Source organism: Halorubrum rutilum (assembly GCF_024494565.1).
Genome location: NZ_JANHDN010000004.1, coordinates 133,465 through 151,002, shown reverse-complemented (window position 1 = coordinate 151,002; position 17,538 = coordinate 133,465). Strand labels below are relative to the sequence as shown.

Genomic DNA, 17,538 nt, shown 5'->3' with positions numbered 1-17,538 from the left:
TCGCCTCACGCGGCCGCGATCGCGTCCGAGCGCACGATCCCGACCGCGGCGGCGATCTTCGCGGCCTCCGCGGGGAGGAACACGGCCGCGCCCTGGACGAACGCCTCGGCGGGGGTGAGCTCCAGCACCAGGTAGAGGCCGGCGACGCCCATCGCGTAGACGACGGCCGTGCCGACGGCCATCGCGCCCACCAGGACCGGGACGGAGACGCCGTCGAGGTCGCGGATGTCGCCGCCGCGGTGGACGATCGCGCCGACGAGCGCGGCCGCGATGGGGTAGGACCAGAGGTAGCCGGCGGTCCCGCCCACGAGCTCTCCGAAGCCCGCGGAGCCGCCCGCGAACACCGGCGCGCCGAGCGCGCCGGCGGCGAGGTACAGGACGAGCGCCGCGCCGCCCCAGACGGGACCGAGGAATATCCCGGCGAGGAAGACGCCGAGGACCTGTAGCGTGACCGGCGCGGGCGACACCGGGAACGGGAAGGAGACGTACGCGAACGCGCCGACGAGCGCGGCGAACAGCGCCGCGCGGGCGAGGTTCGTCGCGGCCTCGTCGCCGACGAGATCCACCGACTCCGTGTTGGTTGCCATGTCCGTGACAGGCTCGTAAACCAACTTGAAGATACTGGTTGACGACGCGCCCGCGGCCGGACGGCGTCCACCGGCCGCCGCGCCTCCCGTCGCCGATCCGGAGCGACTGCGCCCGAGCCGGCCGAAATCGGACGCGAGGCTTTTCTATCGGGAACGCGTAGGGGGGAGCCCATGGACGAGAAGACCGCCGAGCTCCGCGACATCTTCGTCGAGACCACCGGGTCCGACACGGTCACCGAGCGGCAGGCGGAGTCCCCCGGGACCCTCACCGACCGCGACGAGGCCGCCGTCGCCGAGCGCGTCCGCGAGCTGGTCGCCGCGATGCGCGAGCGGTACGACTTCTCGACGCCCCTCGACGACGCGACCTACGCCCGGATCGCCCGCGGACGCTTCGAGCTGGACGACGACGCGGCGATCGCCGCCGCGCTCGCCGCGGGCGACGACGCGGTCCGCGCGCCCGACGAGGTCGGCGGCGACGGCTCCGAACCGGTCGACGCTCCCGAACCGGTCGACGTCGACCCCGACACCGTGCGCGACGCCCGCTTCGACCTCCACCTCGTGCGCGACGCCGACCGCGAGGTCGACGACGCCGAGTTCGACTACGCCGCCCTGAAGTCGCTCACGGCCGAGGGACGCTCCATCGTCGACTGCGCCGAGGCGCTTGGCACTGACCCCGACGTCGTCGCGAAGTACGCCCGCGTCGCCCGCGTCGACCTGACCTCCACGCGGGCGAACGACCGCTTCCGCGACGAGTTCCGCGACCTCCTCACCGACGCCGAGATCGAGGGCACCCACGCCGAGTCCGCCCGCGAGGACGGCCTGAAAGAGGCGACCGAGGATATCGAGACGGACGTCTCCCTGTAAATCGCCGCTCGTTGTAGCCGGTTTCGCGGTCCGTCGCCTCCCCGCTCTCGCTCGACCACCACCGTACGCTCACGAGTCCCAACGACGAATGGGCGCGCCGGGTCGCGTCCGCCGGACGCGACCCGCCCGCGAGGGAGGCGGCGGGCCGGCGCGGCGCGGGGCCCCCCCCGGCCCCCCCCCCCGCGGGGGGGGGGCGTGGGGGGGGGGGGGGGGGGGGGGGCCCGGGGGGGGGGGGGGGGGGGCCCCCCCCCCCCCCCCCCCACGAGGCTGGGGAGGCGTGAGGTGCGGTCGCTGTGCGGGGCGGGACTCAAAGGGGCGCCCTCACGGCTGGGGCTCTGGAGGTGTTCGCCGACGATCCGCAGTCGGCCATTTACAAACAGACAATCGCAGTCACGGAGCAACCAACTCTGCGATTAGACACGACGACTTACGAGACGAACTTCAGCAGGTCGTCGCGGTTGTGCTCGTGGAACCGCGTTCGCAGGCACTCCTCTAACGCCTCGATATCGCCCCGCTTCGCACAGATCGGCGCGATCCGGTCCGACCACTGCTGCCACGGCGGGTAGAGCCCCAGGCGGTCGCAGATCTCGTCGAGGCGCTCGTCGAGGTCGTCGATCTTGTCGGTCTTGTTGACGGCGACGATCGGTTCGACGCCCACGTCCTCCAAGAAGCCGTACATCTCGATATCGTGGGGGAGATTTCCGCGCTCGGCGTGGCGGTCGATGATGTCGACGGCGGCCTTCCCGTCCATCACGACGACGCCGGCCAGGATCGAGTCGGCGTTCGCCTCTAGGTAATGGACGATGTCCGTCTTGATCTGCTCGCGGTGCGCCTCCTCGACGCCGGACATGAAGCCGAACCCGGGCAGGTCGGTGAACATGAAGCCCTCGCTGGCCCAGTCGAAGTGGTTCGGCTGCCGGGTGACGCCCGGCTTCCCGCCGGTCGAGAAGTCGTGGCCCGTCAGCTCGCGCATCAGCGTGGACTTCCCGACGTTCGAGCGCCCCACGAGGACGACCTCGGCGTCGCGGTCCGGCCGGTCTTCGAACATAGGCGTCCATGGGCGACTGAGCGGTTTAAAAGGCGCGTCGTGGCCGTGTCGCCCCCGGACTGCGAGGCCGACGTCGCCGCGGTCAGACCGCCGCGCCGCCGTCGTCGGCCCGACCCTCCGGGTCCTCCGGGCCCGCCGGCCCCTCGATGCGGTCGTTGACGGCCGCGAACGCCGACCCGAACATCCGGAACACGGCGACCTGGCCGTAGAACTGGACGAACGGGACCAACACCGCGCCGACGATAGTCACGATGAGCACGACGGAGACGAGGAAGACGCCGACCGAGATCAGGAGCGGCATCACCACGGCGAGGAGGTACTCCGCGCTGAACAGCGTCGGCTTGAGGAGCCTCACGTCGAAGGCCGCGCTCACCTCGCCGCGGACCGCGTACGCCGTGAGCGCCGCCGGGACCGCGTAGTAGATGAGGAACAGCACGGGGATGAAGGCCACCGCGAGCAGCGCGCCGGTGAGGCCGATCAGCGCGCCGAGATCGCCGCCGACTCCGGACCCGATCCCGACGACCACCGAGACGACGATCCCGTACGCGACGAGGGGAACGATCGAGTACGCGAGCGCGATGAGCACCCCGACCGCGCCCTTCGCCAGCAGGTCGCCCCAGTCGTCGAACGCCGGCGGCACGTCGTCGCCCGCCACGGTCCGCTCCAGCACCCTGACGAGGTAGCCGAAGACGGCGAACGTCGGGATCACGAGCACCGAGAGCAGCCCCAGGACGCCGCCGATGACGATCCGCCCGACCCAGTCCTCGCGCATCGGATACGACAGCCCGTCTTCGATCATATCCCGACCCAACACCGATCTGATATATAAAAACGGCGACACGGTCGCCGACGGCCCGCCGTCTCGCCGACGACGCACCGTCGCGTCAGTCGAGATCGGGGCCGATCCGCGTCGACCTCGCGTCCGTCGCCTACTTGTCGCCCCGCGCCCTCCGTCCGGCATGGACAAACAGGCCGTCCGCGAGGCCGTCTGGGACGCCTTCGAGGCGGGCGACCAGGCGCGGTTCCCGTTCCCGCCGCACGACCGGATCCCGAACTTCGCGGGCGCGGACGCGGCGTGCGAGCGACTGACCGCGACCGACGAGTGGGCCGGCGCCGAGACGCTCAAGTGCAACCCCGACGCGCCCCAGCTCCCGGTCAGGCGCGCCGCGCTCCGCGCCGGCAAGACGGTGTACGTCGCGCAGCCGCGGCTCCGCGACCCGGACCCCTTCCTCCGTCTCGATCCGGCCGAGATACCGCCCGAGGAGATCGACGACGCGACGACGGTCTCCGGCATCTCCGAGTACGGCACGCCGGTCGGACCCGGGGACGTTCCCCGCGTCGACCTCGTGGTCGCCGGCTCCGTCGGCGTGACGACCGACGGCGCCCGGATCGGGAAGGGCGAGGGGTACAGCGACCTGGAGTGGGGCGTGCTCAGCGAGCTCGACGCCGTCGGCAGCGAGGCGCAGCGCGCCTCTGGCAGCGAGGGACAGCGTCCCTCGGGCGACCGGGCGTCGCCCGGTGAAAGCCGGACGCAGTCCGGCGACGCCGACACGACGGTCGCGACCACGGTCCACGAGCTGTCCGTGATCGACGGTCCGGACTCTCCCGTGGCGGACGGCGCGGACCGTCCCGAACCGGACGCGCACGACGTACCGCTCGACCTGATCGTCACGCCGGAGCGAACGGTCCGGACCGAGACGCCGTACGACCGGCCGAGCGGGATCGACTGGACCGCGCTCGACCCGGAGCGGCTGGACGAGATCCCGGTGCTCGCGGAGCGGGCACCGGAGCGAGGGTAGGAAGGACGACCGACCGTCGGACGTCGACCGGGGACCGCTCAGTCCGCGCGCTTCGGCGACGGCGCGGACCGCTCCGTGCGGTGGTCCGCGACGTGACCGCACTCGGGGCAGACGATGGTGCGCGCGTCGCCGTCGCTGACGACGAGCCACCCCTCCGAGACGGGGCTCTGGAAGCTGCACTCCGCACAGAAGAGGACCGACTTCCGGGGGGACGACCGGGGACCGCTGGCGACTGCGTTCATACCTATCCGTACCGTCCCGACGTATATGGGTCTTGTCCGGCCTGATCGTTCGGTATATTCCGAATTATAACCCGGAAGCGCGTCGATATTCGTGCCGAAAGAAAACGACCGTTTCAGGGATTCGAATCGAACTGATCGGTTCTGTCACCGTCGTTCCGGATCGATCGGCCCCCTACCGCGCCAGCGGCATGTTGTAGCTCGTCTCCGCCGCCATCACGTGTTCCCACGTCGCCTCGCAGTCGCAGGAGACCTGGTCGAAGACGCTCGGGTCCTGGCGCTTGTCGAAGTCCTTGATCGCGGTCTGGACGCGGTCGTCGCACTCGCCGCAGTTGTGCGCGCCGCGGTCGGAGCCGTGTCCGACGGGATCCGAGACGACGATGGCGTCGACGTCGGCCGTCGCTTCGAGGACGTGCGCGACCGACCAGAGCCACGGCGGCCGGTAGCCGCCCTCGAAGAACAGCTCGTCGACCATCGTGTAGCGCTGGACGTTCGTCGGGTTCATCGAGACGGTGTGGCAGCCGTCGACGTCGGCGCAGCGCCGGATCGAGTCGACCATGTCGGCGGCGGCCTCGGGCTCCGCGAGGAAGGGCGGCTTCATGAGGAGGTACGCCTTGATCCCCACCGCCGCGTCGAACTCGGCGTCGGCCGCGGCCGCCTCGGCGCAGGCGTCCTCGAAGTCGGCGAAGTCGAAGTACTTGTTCACGCAGTCGTGCCGCACCCGGTCGGTGGCCGTCTCCAGCCCGACCGCCACGTCGGTCGCGATCCCGTGATCGGCGAAGTCGCCGATCTTCTCCCGGCTCACGAAGTCCGGCAGCGACTCGACGACGATCCGGTCTCGGTCCACGAACGTCTCGGCGATGGCCCGGCGGGTCTCCGCGGGGACCTCGCGCTCGTCGAGGAACGAGCCGGAGGTGTAGATCTTGATCAGCTCGGCGGGGGCGTCCGCCTCCTCGCGCTCGTGGTCGAGACAGACCTCGATCTGGTTCATGAGGGCCTCGTGGCTCACGCTGCCGCCCTCGACCGACTCGGCGACGTAGCCGCACATCGTGCAGCCGCCGGCGCGGGCCCACCGACAGCCGCCGGTGTTGAGGATGATCGTGAGGGAGTTCACCACGCCGTCGGGCGTGTTGTCCTCGTCGATCCAGACGCGGGTCGGCTGCGTCGGGTCGTACGTCTCCGAGCGCTCGGCGCGGATGTCGCGCATCACGGCGTTGTGCGCGTCCATCCCGCGCCCCTGCTCGTACGCGTCGGGGCTCGGCTTACTCATTACCGGAAGAAGCGGTCGAGCGCGTAAAGCCGTGTCGTCATCGGGGCTCGCCGGCGATCTCTCGAAGCGCGGCGGCCGCGACGACCGCCGCGGCTCCCAGCCCCGCGCCGACCGCGTTGACCGCGGCGTCGCCCCACGCGAACGACCGCCACGGGATCGGCGCCTGGACGAGTTCGATCCCGAACCCGAACGCGACGGCCGCCCCGGCGGCCAGGGGGAGTCCCCGCCGTCCCCGGCCGATCGCGCGGCTCGCGAGAACGGTGAGGACCGCGTAGCCGACGAGGTGGAAGGGGTCGGTGAGGCCGATATCGACGGGGAGCGTTCCGCCGCCCCCGCCGAGCGGGTCGCCCCGCCCCACCGCGTCACCCCCGCCGACCGCACCGACGACGCGACCGACCGCGTCGACGGCGCGCGCGGCCCACGACACCGGGAGCGTCGACGCGACGAGGACCGCCAGCGCGAACCCGACGGCGGCCCGGCCGGCGCTGGGTTCGGCGCGGTCGTCGTCGGTCCCGGTCACGCGCACCGGTTCGCGCCCCGCGGGGTTAGCGCTCACGGACCGGCGGCGTCGCGTCCGACCCGACACCGTCGGTCCGGCCCGTCGTCCGGTCGAAACCGCTCGGAAGTACTCTCGTTTTCGGCCGGCCTAAAACTGTTCGATCTCGCTTCGGTCCCCGATTTTTCTCCCCGCCGGTCGCGGTCGTCGTTTATATACCAGGGCAGCGATTGAGCCACCCCGACGTAATTGATATCGGTTTCATCCGGAGGTGAACACCTAACAGGCTACGGTCCTTCTATAATGAACGAGCATTACATGACTGAAATGGGCGGCTACAGGGACCGAGTTGCACAGGTCGACCTCGGTGACGAGGCGGTCGAGTACCGCGGTATCGACGACGAGGACGCGAAGAAGTACATCGGCGCGCGCGGGCTGGGCGTCAAGTACGTCTTCGACGCCGGCCCGGACGTGGACCCGATGGGACCGGACAACCGGCTGGCGTTCATGACGGGCCCCCTCACCGGGACCCAGACCGTGATGAGCGGCCGCATCGCGCTGGTGACGAAGTCCCCGCTCACGGGGACCGTCACCGACTCGCACCACGGCGGCTGGTCCGGCGCGCGGCTCAAGTGGGCCGGGCTCGACGGGATCCTGCTCGACGGCGAGAGCGACGAGCCCGTCTACCTGCTCGTCGAGGACGGCGAGGTCGAGGTGCGCGACGCCTCGCACCTCTGGGGTCAGGGCGTCCACGACACGGTCGACCAGATCGGCGAGGAGGTCGACGGGAAGGTCGGCCGGGACCTCTCCGTGATGGCGATCGGGCAGGGCGGCGAGAACGGCGTCCGCTACGCCTGCGTCATCAACGAGGACGACCGCGCCTCGGGTCGGGGCGGCACGGGCGCTGTGATGGGCGCGAAGAACGTGAAGGCGGTCGTCGTGAAGTCGGGGACCGACATGCCGAAGCCCGCCGACCCGGAGACGTTCCAGGAAGGGTACCAGCAGGCGATGGAGGTCATCCGCGAGTCCGACGTCACCGCGCCCAACGAGGGCGGGCTCTCGATGTACGGGACGAACGTCCTGATGAACGCGACCGAGGAGATGGACGGCCTCCCGTCGAAGAACGCGAAGTACACCTCGACCGAGGCGTACCACGACGCCGAGGGCGTCGACATCGAGGCCGAGCGCGTCTCCGGCGAGAACGTCCGCGAGAACATCCTCGTCGACGAGCCGACGTGCCACTCCTGTCCGGTGGCGTGTAAGAAGGAGGTCGACGTCAACGTCACGCACAAGGGCCAGGACATGAACGTCCGCACGGAGTCGTACGAGTACGAGTCCGCGTGGGCGCTCGGCCCGAACTCCGGCCACTCCGACCGCGACGAGATCGCGCTGCTGCTCCAGCGCTGTAACGACCTCGGCGTCGACACCATCGAGGCCGGCAACATGATGGCGATGGCGATGGAGATGAGCGAGGAGGGCAAGCTCGACGACGTGGGCCACATCGACTGGGGCGACTCCGAGGCGATGATCGACCTCATCGACGAGATCGGGCACCGCTCCTCGGACCTCGGCGACCTCCTCGCGGAGGGGCCGGAGCGCGTCGCCGACGCGAAGGACGCGCACGGCAACAAGCTCTCGGTCAAGGGCCAGACGATGGCCGCCTACGACCCGCGCTGCATGAAGGGGATGGGGATCGCGTACGCGACCTCCAACCGCGGCGCCTGTCACCTGCGCGGCTACACGCCCGCCGCCGAGATCCTCGGCATTCCGGAGAAGGTCGACCCGTACGAGTGGGAGGGCAAGGGCGAGCTCACCGCCACCTTCCAGGACCTGCACGCGGTGTCGGACTCGTTCGACATCTGCAAGTTCAGCGCCTTCGCCGAGGGGATCGAGGAGTACGTGCTCCAGTACAACGGCGTGACCGGCCGCGACGTCACCGAGGACGAGCTGTTCGAGGCCGGCGAGCGCGTCTACAACCTCGAACGCTACTACAACAACCTCGCCGGCTTCGACGGCGCGGACGACACGCTGCCGAACCGCTTCATCGAGGGGCACCCGGACGCCATCCCCGGCACGGGCGCCAGCGAGGGCGAACTGGTCGAGCTCGACGAGATGAAGGCCGAGTACTACGAGACCCGCGGCTGGGTCGACGGCGTCGTGCCCGACGAGAAGCTCGACGAGCTCGGCATCGACGTCGGACCCGGCACCGGCGTCTCCGCCGGCGACTCCGCGGCCCCGGCCGACGACTGAGCGACCGCGTCGCGGGCGCGGACGCTCGGCCGGCGCTCGCATTCATTTTTAAGTGATTCACGCCGGTAGCGACGCGTATGGCGCACGACCCGCTCTCGCCGGCCGAGGCCCTCCGAACCCGTATCGGGACGGTCGTCGCGACCGTGGCCCTCCTGACGTTCGTCTACTCCGTCCTGATCGTCGCGCAGTTCCTGCTCGGGGTCGTCGTCGGGGTCCTGCTCCCGGTCGGCCTCTACCTCTCGTACCGCACGTTCGCCGCCCTGGACGCGCTCGCCGACGCGGCCCAGCGCATCGCCGACGCCCGGGAGCGCGAGGTCGAGAGGGAGTCCGGGTTCGGGGCCGCCGCCGAACGCGAGGGATCGTCCGCGGACCGCGTCGCCGAGCGCGACCGGTAGGCCGTCGCTCGCGGTCGGGTCCCGGCGCGAAGTTTAAGCGGCGAGCCGTCGTTCGGCCGCGCATGAACGCTCGTCTCCCGGCGGCGGTCGGCGTCGCCATCGCGACGTTCCTCGTCGTCGCCGGAGCCCTCACCGAGGCGCTTTCGGCCCGGATCGCCTTCTCCGCGCTCGTCGGCCTCCCGGTCGGGATCGCGGCGGGGGTCGTCGCCGGGGCCGCGACGCGGACGTCGCTCTGGCGGTCGCCGCGGGCGCGGCCGGCGCTGCTCGGGACCGCCGCGTTCGGCTACGGTCCTCGTCGCCGCCGCGGTCTCGTATTCCGTGCCCCCGGCTCGCGACCTCGTGAGCGTCGCGACCGCGGTGCCGTTCGCCGGGCTCTGCGCGGTCGCGGTCGCGCTCCTGGCCCGGCGGTACCCGGACCGGATCGAGTGAGGGCGCCGTGCAGGTTGGGGCTGGGCAAGGTTAGATCAAACGGGGTTGGGCGGGCCGGGTCGAGCCGAGCGCCTCACGCGAAGACGACGAACCGGAACAGCCACAGCACGCCCATCCCGACCGCGATCGTGGCGAAGACGTTCTCGGTGCGCCACGCGACGACGCCGGCCGCGGCGCCCGCGATCAGCCGCTCGTCGAGAAGCGTCGCGCCGACCGAGGGACCGAGCGTCACCAGGTCGGGGAGGACGAGCGCCGCGAGCACCGCCGGCGGGACGTAGCGCAGGGGGCGCTCGATCCGAGGCGGCACCTCGTCGATCCGTCCGAACAGGTGGATGAAGGAGAGTCGGAAGCCGTACGTCGCGGCGCCGATGACGAGGATCGCGAGCCAGACGCCGAGCGAGCCCGCGGCCGGGGGTGCGCCCGTCACGCCTCGCTCACCTCCGCCGCGAGGCCGACGGCGATGCCGGTGACAGACCCGACGAGCAGGCCGAGGTTCAGCGGGAGCCCGGCCGCGACGACCGCGACCGCGCCGCCCGCGACGCCGGCCGCGGTGGTCGGGCGGTCCTTCATCGCGGGGACGAGGAGCGCGAGGAAGACGAGGGGCACCGCGAACGTGAGCCCCCACGCGTCGGGGACGCCGGCGCCGACGACGACGCCGACGACGGTCCCGACCTGCCAGACGACCCACAGCGACGCCCCCGCGCCGAGGTAGTAGCGCCACCGGCTCCGGTCGGGGTTCTCGTCGAACTCCGCGACCGAGAGGGCGTACGCCTGGTCGGTGAGTACGTACGCGAGGCCGGCCCGGAGGCGGCGGCCGTAGTCGGCGAAGTGCGGCGCGATGGAGGCCGAGTACATCACCATCCGGACGTTGATCACGACCGCCGTGCCGACGACGACCGCGAGCGGCGCGTTCGACCCGAGCAGGTCGAGCGCGGCCAGCTGGGAGGCGCCGGCGAACACGATCACCGACATCCCGACCGCCTCCGCGAGCCCGAGGCCGGCGTCGACCGCGGCGATGCCGGCGACCAAGGCGAACGGGACGATGCCGAGCATGAGCGGCGACACGTCGCGGACGCCGGCCCAGAGGTCGCCGTCGAGGGGGGAGTCGCGCACGCTATCGCTCCCGCGGGTAGACCGGCTCGTCGTACTTGGCGGCCAGGTGCTCCGCGTGCTCCAGCTTGGCGTTCGCCTTCCGGAACGTCCCCAACAGGGAGTGGACCTCCCGCTCCGTGGGATGCGCGCGTCCGAGCAGCCGGCGCATCAGCAGCGCGTTCTTCTCGACCTGGTGGTCGCGCTGGCCGGTCGCTTCGAGGAAGTCGCGGAAGAAGCCGTGGAAGCGCTCCACGTCGCCCTCGGGCGCCCGCGTGACCTCGGTGTCCGGGAGCTGCGTCTCGTCGACGGTGAGCTCGCGGAGCTCGTAGAGGAGGACGGTCGCGGCCTGCCCGAGGTTCAGGACCGGGTAGTCGTCGTCCGCCGGGATCGAGCAGACCTCGTCGAGCCGCGAGAGCTCCTCGTTGTTGAGCCCGCGGCCCTCCCGGCCGAACACGATCGCGGTCGGCGCGTCGACGGCCTTCAGCGACTCGCGGAGCTCGGCGGGGGTCTTGAACGGGAACCGCTCGTGGCTTCGGTCGTCCTCGCCGGTGATCGCGGTGGTGCCGACGGTGTGGTAGTTCGCCACCACCTCGTCGAACGTCACCTCCTCGGCGTTCGGGAGCACGTCCTCCCGGGCGTGGCCGGCGAAGCCGTACGCCTCGCCGTCCTCCCTCAGCGCCGGCGGGTCGACCAGCTTGAGGTCGGATAGGCCGAAGTTCTTCATCGCCCGGGCGATCGTGCCGACGTTGCCGGGCGTCTCCGGCTCCACGACGACGACGACCGGCTTCCGGCGGGTCGGCGAGGCGGGATCGTCGCCCTCGGGAGTCGCGTCGCCCTCAGGAGTCGCGTCGTCGCGCTCGACGCTCTCGCTCTCGTCGTCGCCGCTCATCGGTTCGACGGGTAGTCGGTCGAGAGGTCGACGGCCTCGAAGTCGTCTTCGCTCAGCTCGTTGTCCGCGTCGTCTCCCTCGTCGCCCTCGCCGGCGAGTTCGAGGATGTCGATCCGGTCGCCTTCGAAGTCCTGCTCGACGCGCTCCTGGACCTCCTGTTGGTCCGGCAGGTCCGGGAGCCCGTCGGGGTCCTCCTCGACGTGCTCGACCGAGCCGTACCCCTCCGGGGCCTCGTTGCCGGCCGCGACCCACTCGTGGAAGCGGTCGCCGAACTCCAGGCTGCCGGCGTGCTCGCTGCCGCCCTCCTCGCGGTACCAGTAGATCAGGTCGGGCTCGTGTTCGGGGCAGACCAGCACCTCCCCCTCGGGCTCGCCGTAGACGATCTCGGCCTGGTTACAGCGGTGGACCTCGCTTTCGCCGTGCTCCAGGTAACAGACGTCGCAGGGCTCCTCGACGAGCGAGACGAGCCGAAAGAGCCGCTCCCGCGGCCCCTCGGGGATCTCGTCGAGCGGCTTGAGCTCGCCGTCGTCGGTGAAGATTTCCTCCTCGTCGAACCGCCATCCGCGGAGGCCGACGCTCACTTTCGCCATGCGAGCGCCTAGACGAGGCGCGGATAAAAGCGCGTCCTTCCCGGAACGAGCGCCGCCGACGCGACGAGCCCGTCGCTCTCGTCGAGTCGCCGTGAACGCAGACGCCCTCCGCGGGGCATATACGCGAGCGGGTCGTAGACCTAGCGATGCGACGACGAGAGCTGTTCCGCGCGGTCGGTGCCGGGTCGATCGGCGCTCTCGCCGGCTGCGCCGGGCTCGGACCGACCGGGAGCGACGGGCGAGCAGGCGATGGCGGAGGAAACGGCGACGACGGCGACAGGAACGGCGACGGCAATGACGGCGAGGACTCGGGAGGGGCGACCGAGTGGCCGTCCGGTCCATACGCCGACTACGACGCGACTCCCGTCGCGGTCCGGACCGCCGACGGCGACCGACTCGGGACGGTGACCGCGGCGATCGCCGAGACCGGTGACCAGCGCTTTCTCGGGCTCAGCGACGCCGAGACACTTCCCGAGGACGCCGGGTTGCTGTTCGTCTTCCCCGCGGAGCGCGAGTCGCTCACGTTCGTGATGCGCGAGATGGACTTCGGAATCGACATCGTCTACGCCGATAGCGAAGGGACGATCACCCGGATCCACCACGCGCCAGAACCGGGGCCGAACGAAGACGGGAGCGAGCAGGAGTACCCCGGATCGGGCCGGTACGTGCTCGAGGTCCCTTATAAATGGACCGACGACCACGGCGTCGAGGCGGGAGACGTGCTGGCGTTCGAGCTGTGATACCGCACGGAACACAGGACGCGTATCTCGCTCACTGACCGAAACTAATATCAGTGAACTCGAACCGGGCTCCCCCGTCCGTCCCATCGACGACCGCAACCTGCCAGCCGTGGGCCTCGGCGATCCGTCTGACGATGGTTAATCCGAACCCGGTTCCGCCGCTCGCTGAGGTATGCCCGGGGTCAAACACAGTCTCACGAGCGTCTTCGGGAATCCCCGGACCGGTATCTTCCACGTAGATCCCGCGGTCATCGATCCGGCCGACACGAACGATCACGTCTTCCCCGCCGTGTTCGACTGCGTTCCGAAAGAGATTCTCGAAGACGTGCTGGAGTCGGCTCCGGTCGCCGGTAATCGTGACGTCGTCCTCGATTTCGATGGTTGCCTCGCCTGTCTGGACGTTTTTCCAACACGTGCCGACGATATTGGTCAGATCTATCGGTTCCGGGTCCGAAACGACTTGACCCTCTCTGGCGAGCGTGAGCGTATCAGTGATGATCTCCTCCATCCGGTCGAGCGCTCCGACGATGGGTGGGAGATGGTCGCTATCGCAGTCGTTGGTGAGCAGCGCTGCCCGCCCCTGTGCGATATTGAGCGGATTTCGCAAATCGTGGGACACTACGCCCGCGAACTCGTCGAGCTGTTCCTTCTGGCTCTGGAGCTGTCGTTCCTGCTTGACGCGCTCGGTGATGTTCCGCGTGATCCCGATGATCTGGGTTACCTCGCCGTTCGTAACAACCGGTGTGAGAACCGTCTGCCAGAACCGTGCGCCCGTCTCGACGGGTAACTCTTCTTCATACGAGATCGGTTCGCGGGCTCCGACACAGCGACGGTAGTTCGCTCGGATCTCCGCCCCGAGGTCTTTACCGAACACGTCGGTCGGGGTTTTCTCCTTGACTTCTTCCGTTGTGATTCCGGTCTGTTCCTCGTAGGCCCGGTTCAGCCGTTCGAACCGAAACACGTACCCCGTCTCCGCCGAGTCAACGGAGAGGAAGAAGATACTGTCCTGGACGGTCTCGAGGAGCGTTCTGTACTCTTCGGCGAGCCCCTGGAACTGTTGCTCCTGGCGTTTCCGCTGGGAGATGTCGCGGCTATTCACGAGAATCCCGCCGATATCCGGGTCGTCGAACCGGTTTTGCAGCGTTGCCTCGATCCAACACCACGAGCCGTCGGCTCGCCGAAACCGCGTCTCGATTATCTGGGTCTCGTCGGGGTTCGTCTGAATGGTTTCGATAGCGTCGGCGACGGCCTCACGGTCGTCCGGCTGTTGATACTCGTAGCCGACCTCTCCGACCAACTCCTCCGGCTCGTGTCCGAGAGTCCGAGTGACGGAGGGACTGACATACGTAATCGTCCCGTCTGAATCGATGACCGTCGCAATATCCGAAGATTCTTCGACAAGCTTGCGATGCAATTCCTCACTCATGTTGATGTAGCAATGGGTCGCCGAACAGCTAATACTTCCGAACTCAACGGTGCGGCTCCGGTGAAATCGGTCTTAGAGCCAGTCATACCGTCAGTAGCAGAAATGATAGTTCACCGCGGGGTTCTATACGGACAGCGCGACTCTTGCAACCGTTCTTCGGGTTTTCAGTCTTTTCCGGTCGAGTTCACCGGAGAGGTGCGTGTGTCTGAACCCAGTCGGGTACTTCAGCACCACCGGTTGTGTGCCACCGGTATCGCGGCGATCACGACCGGCTGGTGGTTCGAACGAATCGTATGTCGGCGTGGATTCACTCCGTGTTTCCCGTCAAATTCCCGGCGAGGGCGTCGGGTACTCGCCCCGTTTATGTCGCTCGCGCCCGTGGTGAGCGTATGCGAAACGTGGACGCCGCGGGGCTCGGGATCGGCGACGACCACCCGCCCCGGATCATGGGCGTGCTCAACGTCTCCCGGGAGTCGCCGTACGACCCGAGCGTGTACGACGACCCCGGCGAGGCCGCCGAGTACGTCGACGAGGAGCTGATCGGCGAGGGGGCCGACGTCGTCGACGTGGGGCTCGAATCCGCGAACAAGGACCTCGACGTGCTCTCGGCCGAACAGGAGTTGGACCGGCTCGACACCGCGATCGAGACCCTCGAATCGACCTCCGGCGACGCCGTCTGGTCGATCGAGACCCGCTACCACGAGGTCGCGGACGAGGCGCTCTCTCGGGGGTTCGACATGGTCAACGACATCTGCGGGTTCGCCGACCCGGAGATGCCCCGCGTCTGCCGCGAACACGACGCGGCCGTCTCGAAGATGGCCTCGCCGCCGGACCTGGAGCGTCCGGGCGCGATCGAGGACGTGGACGAGATCTACGAGGCGCTCTCGATGAACGGGTTCACCGACAAGACGATCCTCGACCCCGCCTTCGGCGGCTGGTCCGAGGCGAAGACCCACGCCGACGACCGCGAGACGTTCCGCCGCCTCCGGGAGTTCCGGGGGTACGGCCGCCCGCTGCTCGTCTCGATCAACCGCAAGAGCTTCCTCAAGACGATCGCGGGGCGGACCACCGAGGAGGCGCTCCCCGTCTCCCTGGCCGCCACGTCGATGGCGGTCGAGCGCGGCGCCCACGTGGTCCGTACCCACGACGTGGCGGAGACCCGCGACGCCGCGCTCGTCGGCGCGGAGCTCGCCCGCGACCGCGTCCGGTCGGGCCGCGACGCGGGCGACGTCGCCGTCGAGGAACTGGACGTGACGACCGCGCGGGAGGCGGAGCGCCACCTCGACCGGCTCGGCGCCGACCGCGACGTCGCCGGCGCCGCGGTCGTTCGCACCTACGAGCTGACCGGGCTGCCGGAGCCGGCGGTCGGGGCGCTCAGGGCCGCGACCGCGGGGTCCGAGGGGGTCGACGGAACCGCGTTCGCCCTCGCGGGAGCGGTCGACGCGGCCGCCGGTCCGCCCTCTGCGACCGACGGCGGGGCGCTCGGCGACGACGGGGTCGAGGCGTCCGTCGGTTCCGGAGCGACCGCCGACTCCGGAGGGGCCGGCGCGACCGGGCTCCTCGTCTGTACGCCCGCCGGGCTCTCAGCCCTCACGGAGGCCGTTTCCGGCGTCTCCGACCCGCTCGACGCCGCGCTCGAAACGATCGGCGCCGGTGGGAAGTAAGAGAAAGTTTATGCCGTCGTGCAGACAACCGATCGACCGGACGCCGGAGGGGCACGCGGGTAGGGGTACTCTGTGCCACTCCGGTCCATACCGTACTCCACCCCGCCAGCGGCGGCGCCGCGCGGCGCCGACCCGAGACGAGAGGCCCGACGGTTCGGACCCGGGGGAGACGCCGTGAACTTCGAGGCGTTCGAGCCGCTGTACGAGGCGATCCTCGCGGACTTCGGCTTCGATCGGGCCGCCGACGAGCGCGCCCGCGACGTCGCCGCCGAGCTGGCGACCCCCTTCCCGCTCGACCGCCTCGGGGACTGGCGCGGCGAGACCGTCGCCGTCGCGGGCGCCGCGCCGCGACTCGTCGACGACGTCGGTATCGCCCGCGACGCCGACGTCGTCGTCGCCGCCTCCACCGCCGCCGACGTCCTCAGGGACCGCGGCGTCGCGGTCGACTGCATGGTGACCGACCTCGACAAGAACCCGGAGACCGCGGCGGCGCTGACGCGGGAGGGCGTCCCGGTCGCGGCCCACGCCCACGGCGACAACGTCCCCGCGGTCCGCGAGTGGCTGCCGCGGTTCGCCGACGAGCGGACGCTGGCGACGACGCAGGCCGCGCCGGCGGGTCCCGTCGCGAACCTCGGCGGGTTCACCGACGGCGACCGCGCCGCCTTCCTCGCCGACCACGTCGGCGCCGGGCGGCTCGTCTTCCCGGGCTGGGCGTTCGACGACCCGGACGTGGGCCCGACGAAGGCGAGGAAGCTCGACTGGGCCGCGCGCCTGCTGCGGTGGCTCGAACGCCGCCGGGGCGAGCGGTTCGGGGTCCTCGACGGGCGGCGGGAGGCAGCCGACGCGGCGCTCGACGCGGCGTTGTCCGGAAGCGGTCAGTAGGGCGACGACTCGACGCGCTCCTTCGGAAGCAGCTCCTCGCGGTCGCGGGCCTCCAGCCACTCGACGAGCCGCACGAGCTGGTCGGTCGCCGCCTCGAACAGCCGCTCGGCCTTCTCCGGGGTCACGTCGGTCGGGTCGCCGAACGCGCCGTTCGCGGAGTTGTCGACCGAGTCGTAGAAGGTCCGGGCGCCGTGGACGACCGCGTCCGACTCGTCGAGGTGGACCAGCCCGTCGTCGCGGGCGTTCTCGAACTGGTCCTCGCGGACGAGCTCGGGGGCGATGTGGGTGATCATCGCGGTCTCCTTCGGCCCCGCGTGCGGCCCGTTGTGCTCGAACAGCTCGTCGACGAGCTCCGGGATCGACTCGTCCCACATCCACTCCAGCGCGTAGGTCGTGCCGTCCTCGTGGAGCCGCCGACCGACCTCGCGGAGGTGCTGGACGTTGCCGCCGTGGGCGTTCACGTAGACGACCCGGTCGATCCCGTGGTACGCGAGGTTCCGGGTGAACCCCTCGACGTAGTCCCGGAACTCGGGCGGGTCGACCCACATCGTCCCCGGGAACTGCCGGTGGTGCGGGCTGACGCCAACCTGGACCGTCGGGGTTCGGACGACGCCGGTCTCCTCCGCGGCCGCGCTCGCGAGCGCCTCCGCGATCAGGTGGTCGGTGGCCAGCGGGAGGTGCGGGCCGTGCTGTTCCGTGGAGCCGAGCGGGACCAGCGCGACGGACTCGTCGGACAGTTTCGCTCCGAGCTCCGGCCACGTGTGGTCGGCGAGGTACATACTCTGAGGTGGGGTTCGGGACGTATGAACCCGGCCGTTCCGGCGCGGTTCGCCGTCTCGGTCCCGCTCGCCCGATTCGGCCGTCGACGGGGGTATCGT

At 70.2% G+C, this 17,538-nt stretch carries 19 protein-coding genes and 1 pseudogene; 8 read left to right on the top strand and 12 right to left on the bottom strand.

The genetic code is table 11. The features are described from left to right. Positions 1–5: 5 nt before the first annotated feature. Positions 6–587 (bottom strand): biotin transporter BioY, encoded by a 582-nt coding sequence (locus tag NO900_RS09870; protein WP_256409056.1) that lies wholly within the window; start codon positions 585–587, stop codon positions 6–8. Between the two features lie 171 nt (positions 588–758). Between NO900_RS09870 and NO900_RS09865 the strand changes: the two genes are divergently transcribed. Next, positions 759–1,451 (top strand): hypothetical protein, encoded by a 693-nt coding sequence (locus NO900_RS09865; RefSeq protein ID WP_256409055.1) that lies wholly within the window; start codon positions 759–761, stop codon positions 1,449–1,451. Positions 1,452–1,878: 427 nt separating this feature from the next. Here the strand turns inward: NO900_RS09865 and engB are convergent, their stop codons facing one another. Together engB and NO900_RS09855 are read right to left on the bottom strand one after the other, a co-directional pair. Further along, positions 1,879–2,499: a GTP-binding protein EngB gene (gene engB / locus NO900_RS09860; protein WP_256409054.1), complete on the bottom strand. Its 621-nt coding sequence runs from the start codon at positions 2,497–2,499 to the stop codon at positions 1,879–1,881. Positions 2,500–2,581: 82 nt separating this feature from the next. Further along, positions 2,582–3,298 carry a DUF4013 domain-containing protein gene (locus NO900_RS09855; RefSeq protein WP_256409053.1) on the bottom strand — a complete coding sequence of 239 codons (717 nt, stop codon included), beginning with the start codon at positions 3,296–3,298 and terminating at the stop codon, positions 2,582–2,584. A gap of 160 nt (positions 3,299–3,458) precedes the next feature. On the opposite strand from NO900_RS09855, the gene NO900_RS09850 reads away from it, so the two are divergent. Then, the gene (locus NO900_RS09850) at positions 3,459–4,298 is read left to right on the top strand and encodes a 5-formyltetrahydrofolate cyclo-ligase (RefSeq protein ID WP_256409052.1); all 840 of its coding nucleotides are present in this window, start codon (positions 3,459–3,461) and stop codon (positions 4,296–4,298) included. A gap of 38 nt (positions 4,299–4,336) precedes the next feature. Here the strand turns inward: NO900_RS09850 and NO900_RS09845 are convergent, their stop codons facing one another. From NO900_RS09845 to NO900_RS09835, 3 genes are all read right to left on the bottom strand, one after another. Continuing rightward, positions 4,337–4,540, bottom strand: coding sequence for a DUF8106 domain-containing protein (locus tag NO900_RS09845; protein ID WP_256409051.1), 204 nt, complete (start codon positions 4,538–4,540; stop codon positions 4,337–4,339). Between the two features lie 172 nt (positions 4,541–4,712). Beyond that, the gene (locus tag NO900_RS09840) at positions 4,713–5,807 is read right to left on the bottom strand and encodes an archaeosine biosynthesis radical SAM protein RaSEA (protein ID WP_256409050.1); all 1,095 of its coding nucleotides are present in this window, start codon (positions 5,805–5,807) and stop codon (positions 4,713–4,715) included. Positions 5,808–5,844: 37 nt separating this feature from the next. Then, complete coding sequence (locus NO900_RS09835) at positions 5,845–6,333, bottom strand: hypothetical protein (RefSeq protein ID WP_256409267.1); 489 nt, start codon at positions 6,331–6,333, stop codon at positions 5,845–5,847. A 288-nt stretch (positions 6,334–6,621) separates the two neighbouring features. Here NO900_RS09835 and NO900_RS09830 point away from each other — a divergent pair, with 288 nt between their 5' ends. The 3 genes and pseudogenes from NO900_RS09830 to NO900_RS17695 form a co-directional block, all read left to right on the top strand. Continuing rightward, positions 6,622–8,553, top strand: a complete 1,932-nt coding sequence (locus NO900_RS09830) for an aldehyde ferredoxin oxidoreductase family protein (RefSeq protein WP_256409266.1) — start codon at positions 6,622–6,624, stop codon at positions 8,551–8,553. 77 nt (positions 8,554–8,630) lie between these two features. Then, on the top strand, positions 8,631–8,948 hold the full coding sequence (locus NO900_RS09825) for a DUF8066 domain-containing protein (RefSeq protein WP_256409049.1): 318 nt from the start codon (positions 8,631–8,633) through the stop codon (positions 8,946–8,948). A 62-nt stretch (positions 8,949–9,010) separates the two neighbouring features. Continuing rightward, positions 9,011–9,178 (top strand): annotated as a pseudogene (locus NO900_RS17695) (DUF8147 domain-containing protein); the annotation flags it as partial. A 272-nt stretch (positions 9,179–9,450) separates the two neighbouring features. Here NO900_RS17695 and NO900_RS09815 read toward each other — a convergent pair. Genes NO900_RS09815 through NO900_RS09800 form a run of 4 tightly spaced genes read right to left on the bottom strand, consistent with a single transcriptional unit; the run spans position 9,451 to position 11,948 of the window. Then, positions 9,451–9,804: an AzlD domain-containing protein gene (locus NO900_RS09815; protein WP_256409048.1), complete on the bottom strand. Its 354-nt coding sequence runs from the start codon at positions 9,802–9,804 to the stop codon at positions 9,451–9,453. Continuing rightward, a complete protein-coding gene (locus tag NO900_RS09810; protein WP_256409047.1) occupies positions 9,801–10,490 on the bottom strand; it encodes an AzlC family ABC transporter permease in 690 nt (229 codons plus the stop codon). Before NO900_RS09810 ends, NO900_RS09815 begins: the two co-directional genes overlap by 4 nt. A 1-nt stretch (position 10,491) precedes the next feature. Next, positions 10,492–11,358: an RNA methyltransferase gene (locus NO900_RS09805; RefSeq protein ID WP_256409046.1), complete on the bottom strand. Its 867-nt coding sequence runs from the start codon at positions 11,356–11,358 to the stop codon at positions 10,492–10,494. Further along, positions 11,355–11,948, bottom strand: coding sequence for a DUF8114 family protein (locus NO900_RS09800; RefSeq protein ID WP_256409045.1), 594 nt, complete (start codon positions 11,946–11,948; stop codon positions 11,355–11,357). Before NO900_RS09800 ends, NO900_RS09805 begins: the two co-directional genes overlap by 4 nt. 146 nt (positions 11,949–12,094) lie before the next feature. Here NO900_RS09800 and NO900_RS09795 point away from each other — a divergent pair, with 146 nt between their 5' ends. Then, positions 12,095–12,688: a DUF192 domain-containing protein gene (locus tag NO900_RS09795; RefSeq protein ID WP_256409044.1), complete on the top strand. Its 594-nt coding sequence runs from the start codon at positions 12,095–12,097 to the stop codon at positions 12,686–12,688. 31 nt (positions 12,689–12,719) lie between these two features. Here the strand turns inward: NO900_RS09795 and NO900_RS09790 are convergent, their stop codons facing one another. Next, a complete protein-coding gene (locus NO900_RS09790) occupies positions 12,720–14,114 on the bottom strand; it encodes a sensor histidine kinase (RefSeq protein ID WP_256409043.1) in 1,395 nt (464 codons plus the stop codon). A gap of 389 nt (positions 14,115–14,503) precedes the next feature. Here NO900_RS09790 and folP point away from each other — a divergent pair, with 389 nt between their 5' ends. After that, positions 14,504–15,778, top strand: coding sequence for a dihydropteroate synthase (gene folP, locus NO900_RS09785; RefSeq protein ID WP_256409042.1), 1,275 nt, complete (start codon positions 14,504–14,506; stop codon positions 15,776–15,778). Positions 15,779–15,952: 174 nt separating this feature from the next. After that, a complete protein-coding gene (locus NO900_RS09780; protein ID WP_256409041.1) occupies positions 15,953–16,660 on the top strand; it encodes a 6-hydroxymethylpterin diphosphokinase MptE-like protein in 708 nt (235 codons plus the stop codon). Here the strand turns inward: NO900_RS09780 and NO900_RS09775 are convergent. Continuing rightward, positions 16,654–17,439, bottom strand: coding sequence for a creatininase family protein (locus NO900_RS09775; protein WP_256409040.1), 786 nt, complete (start codon positions 17,437–17,439; stop codon positions 16,654–16,656). The genes NO900_RS09780 and NO900_RS09775 overlap by 7 nt on opposite strands. Positions 17,440–17,538: the final 99 nt, after the last annotated feature.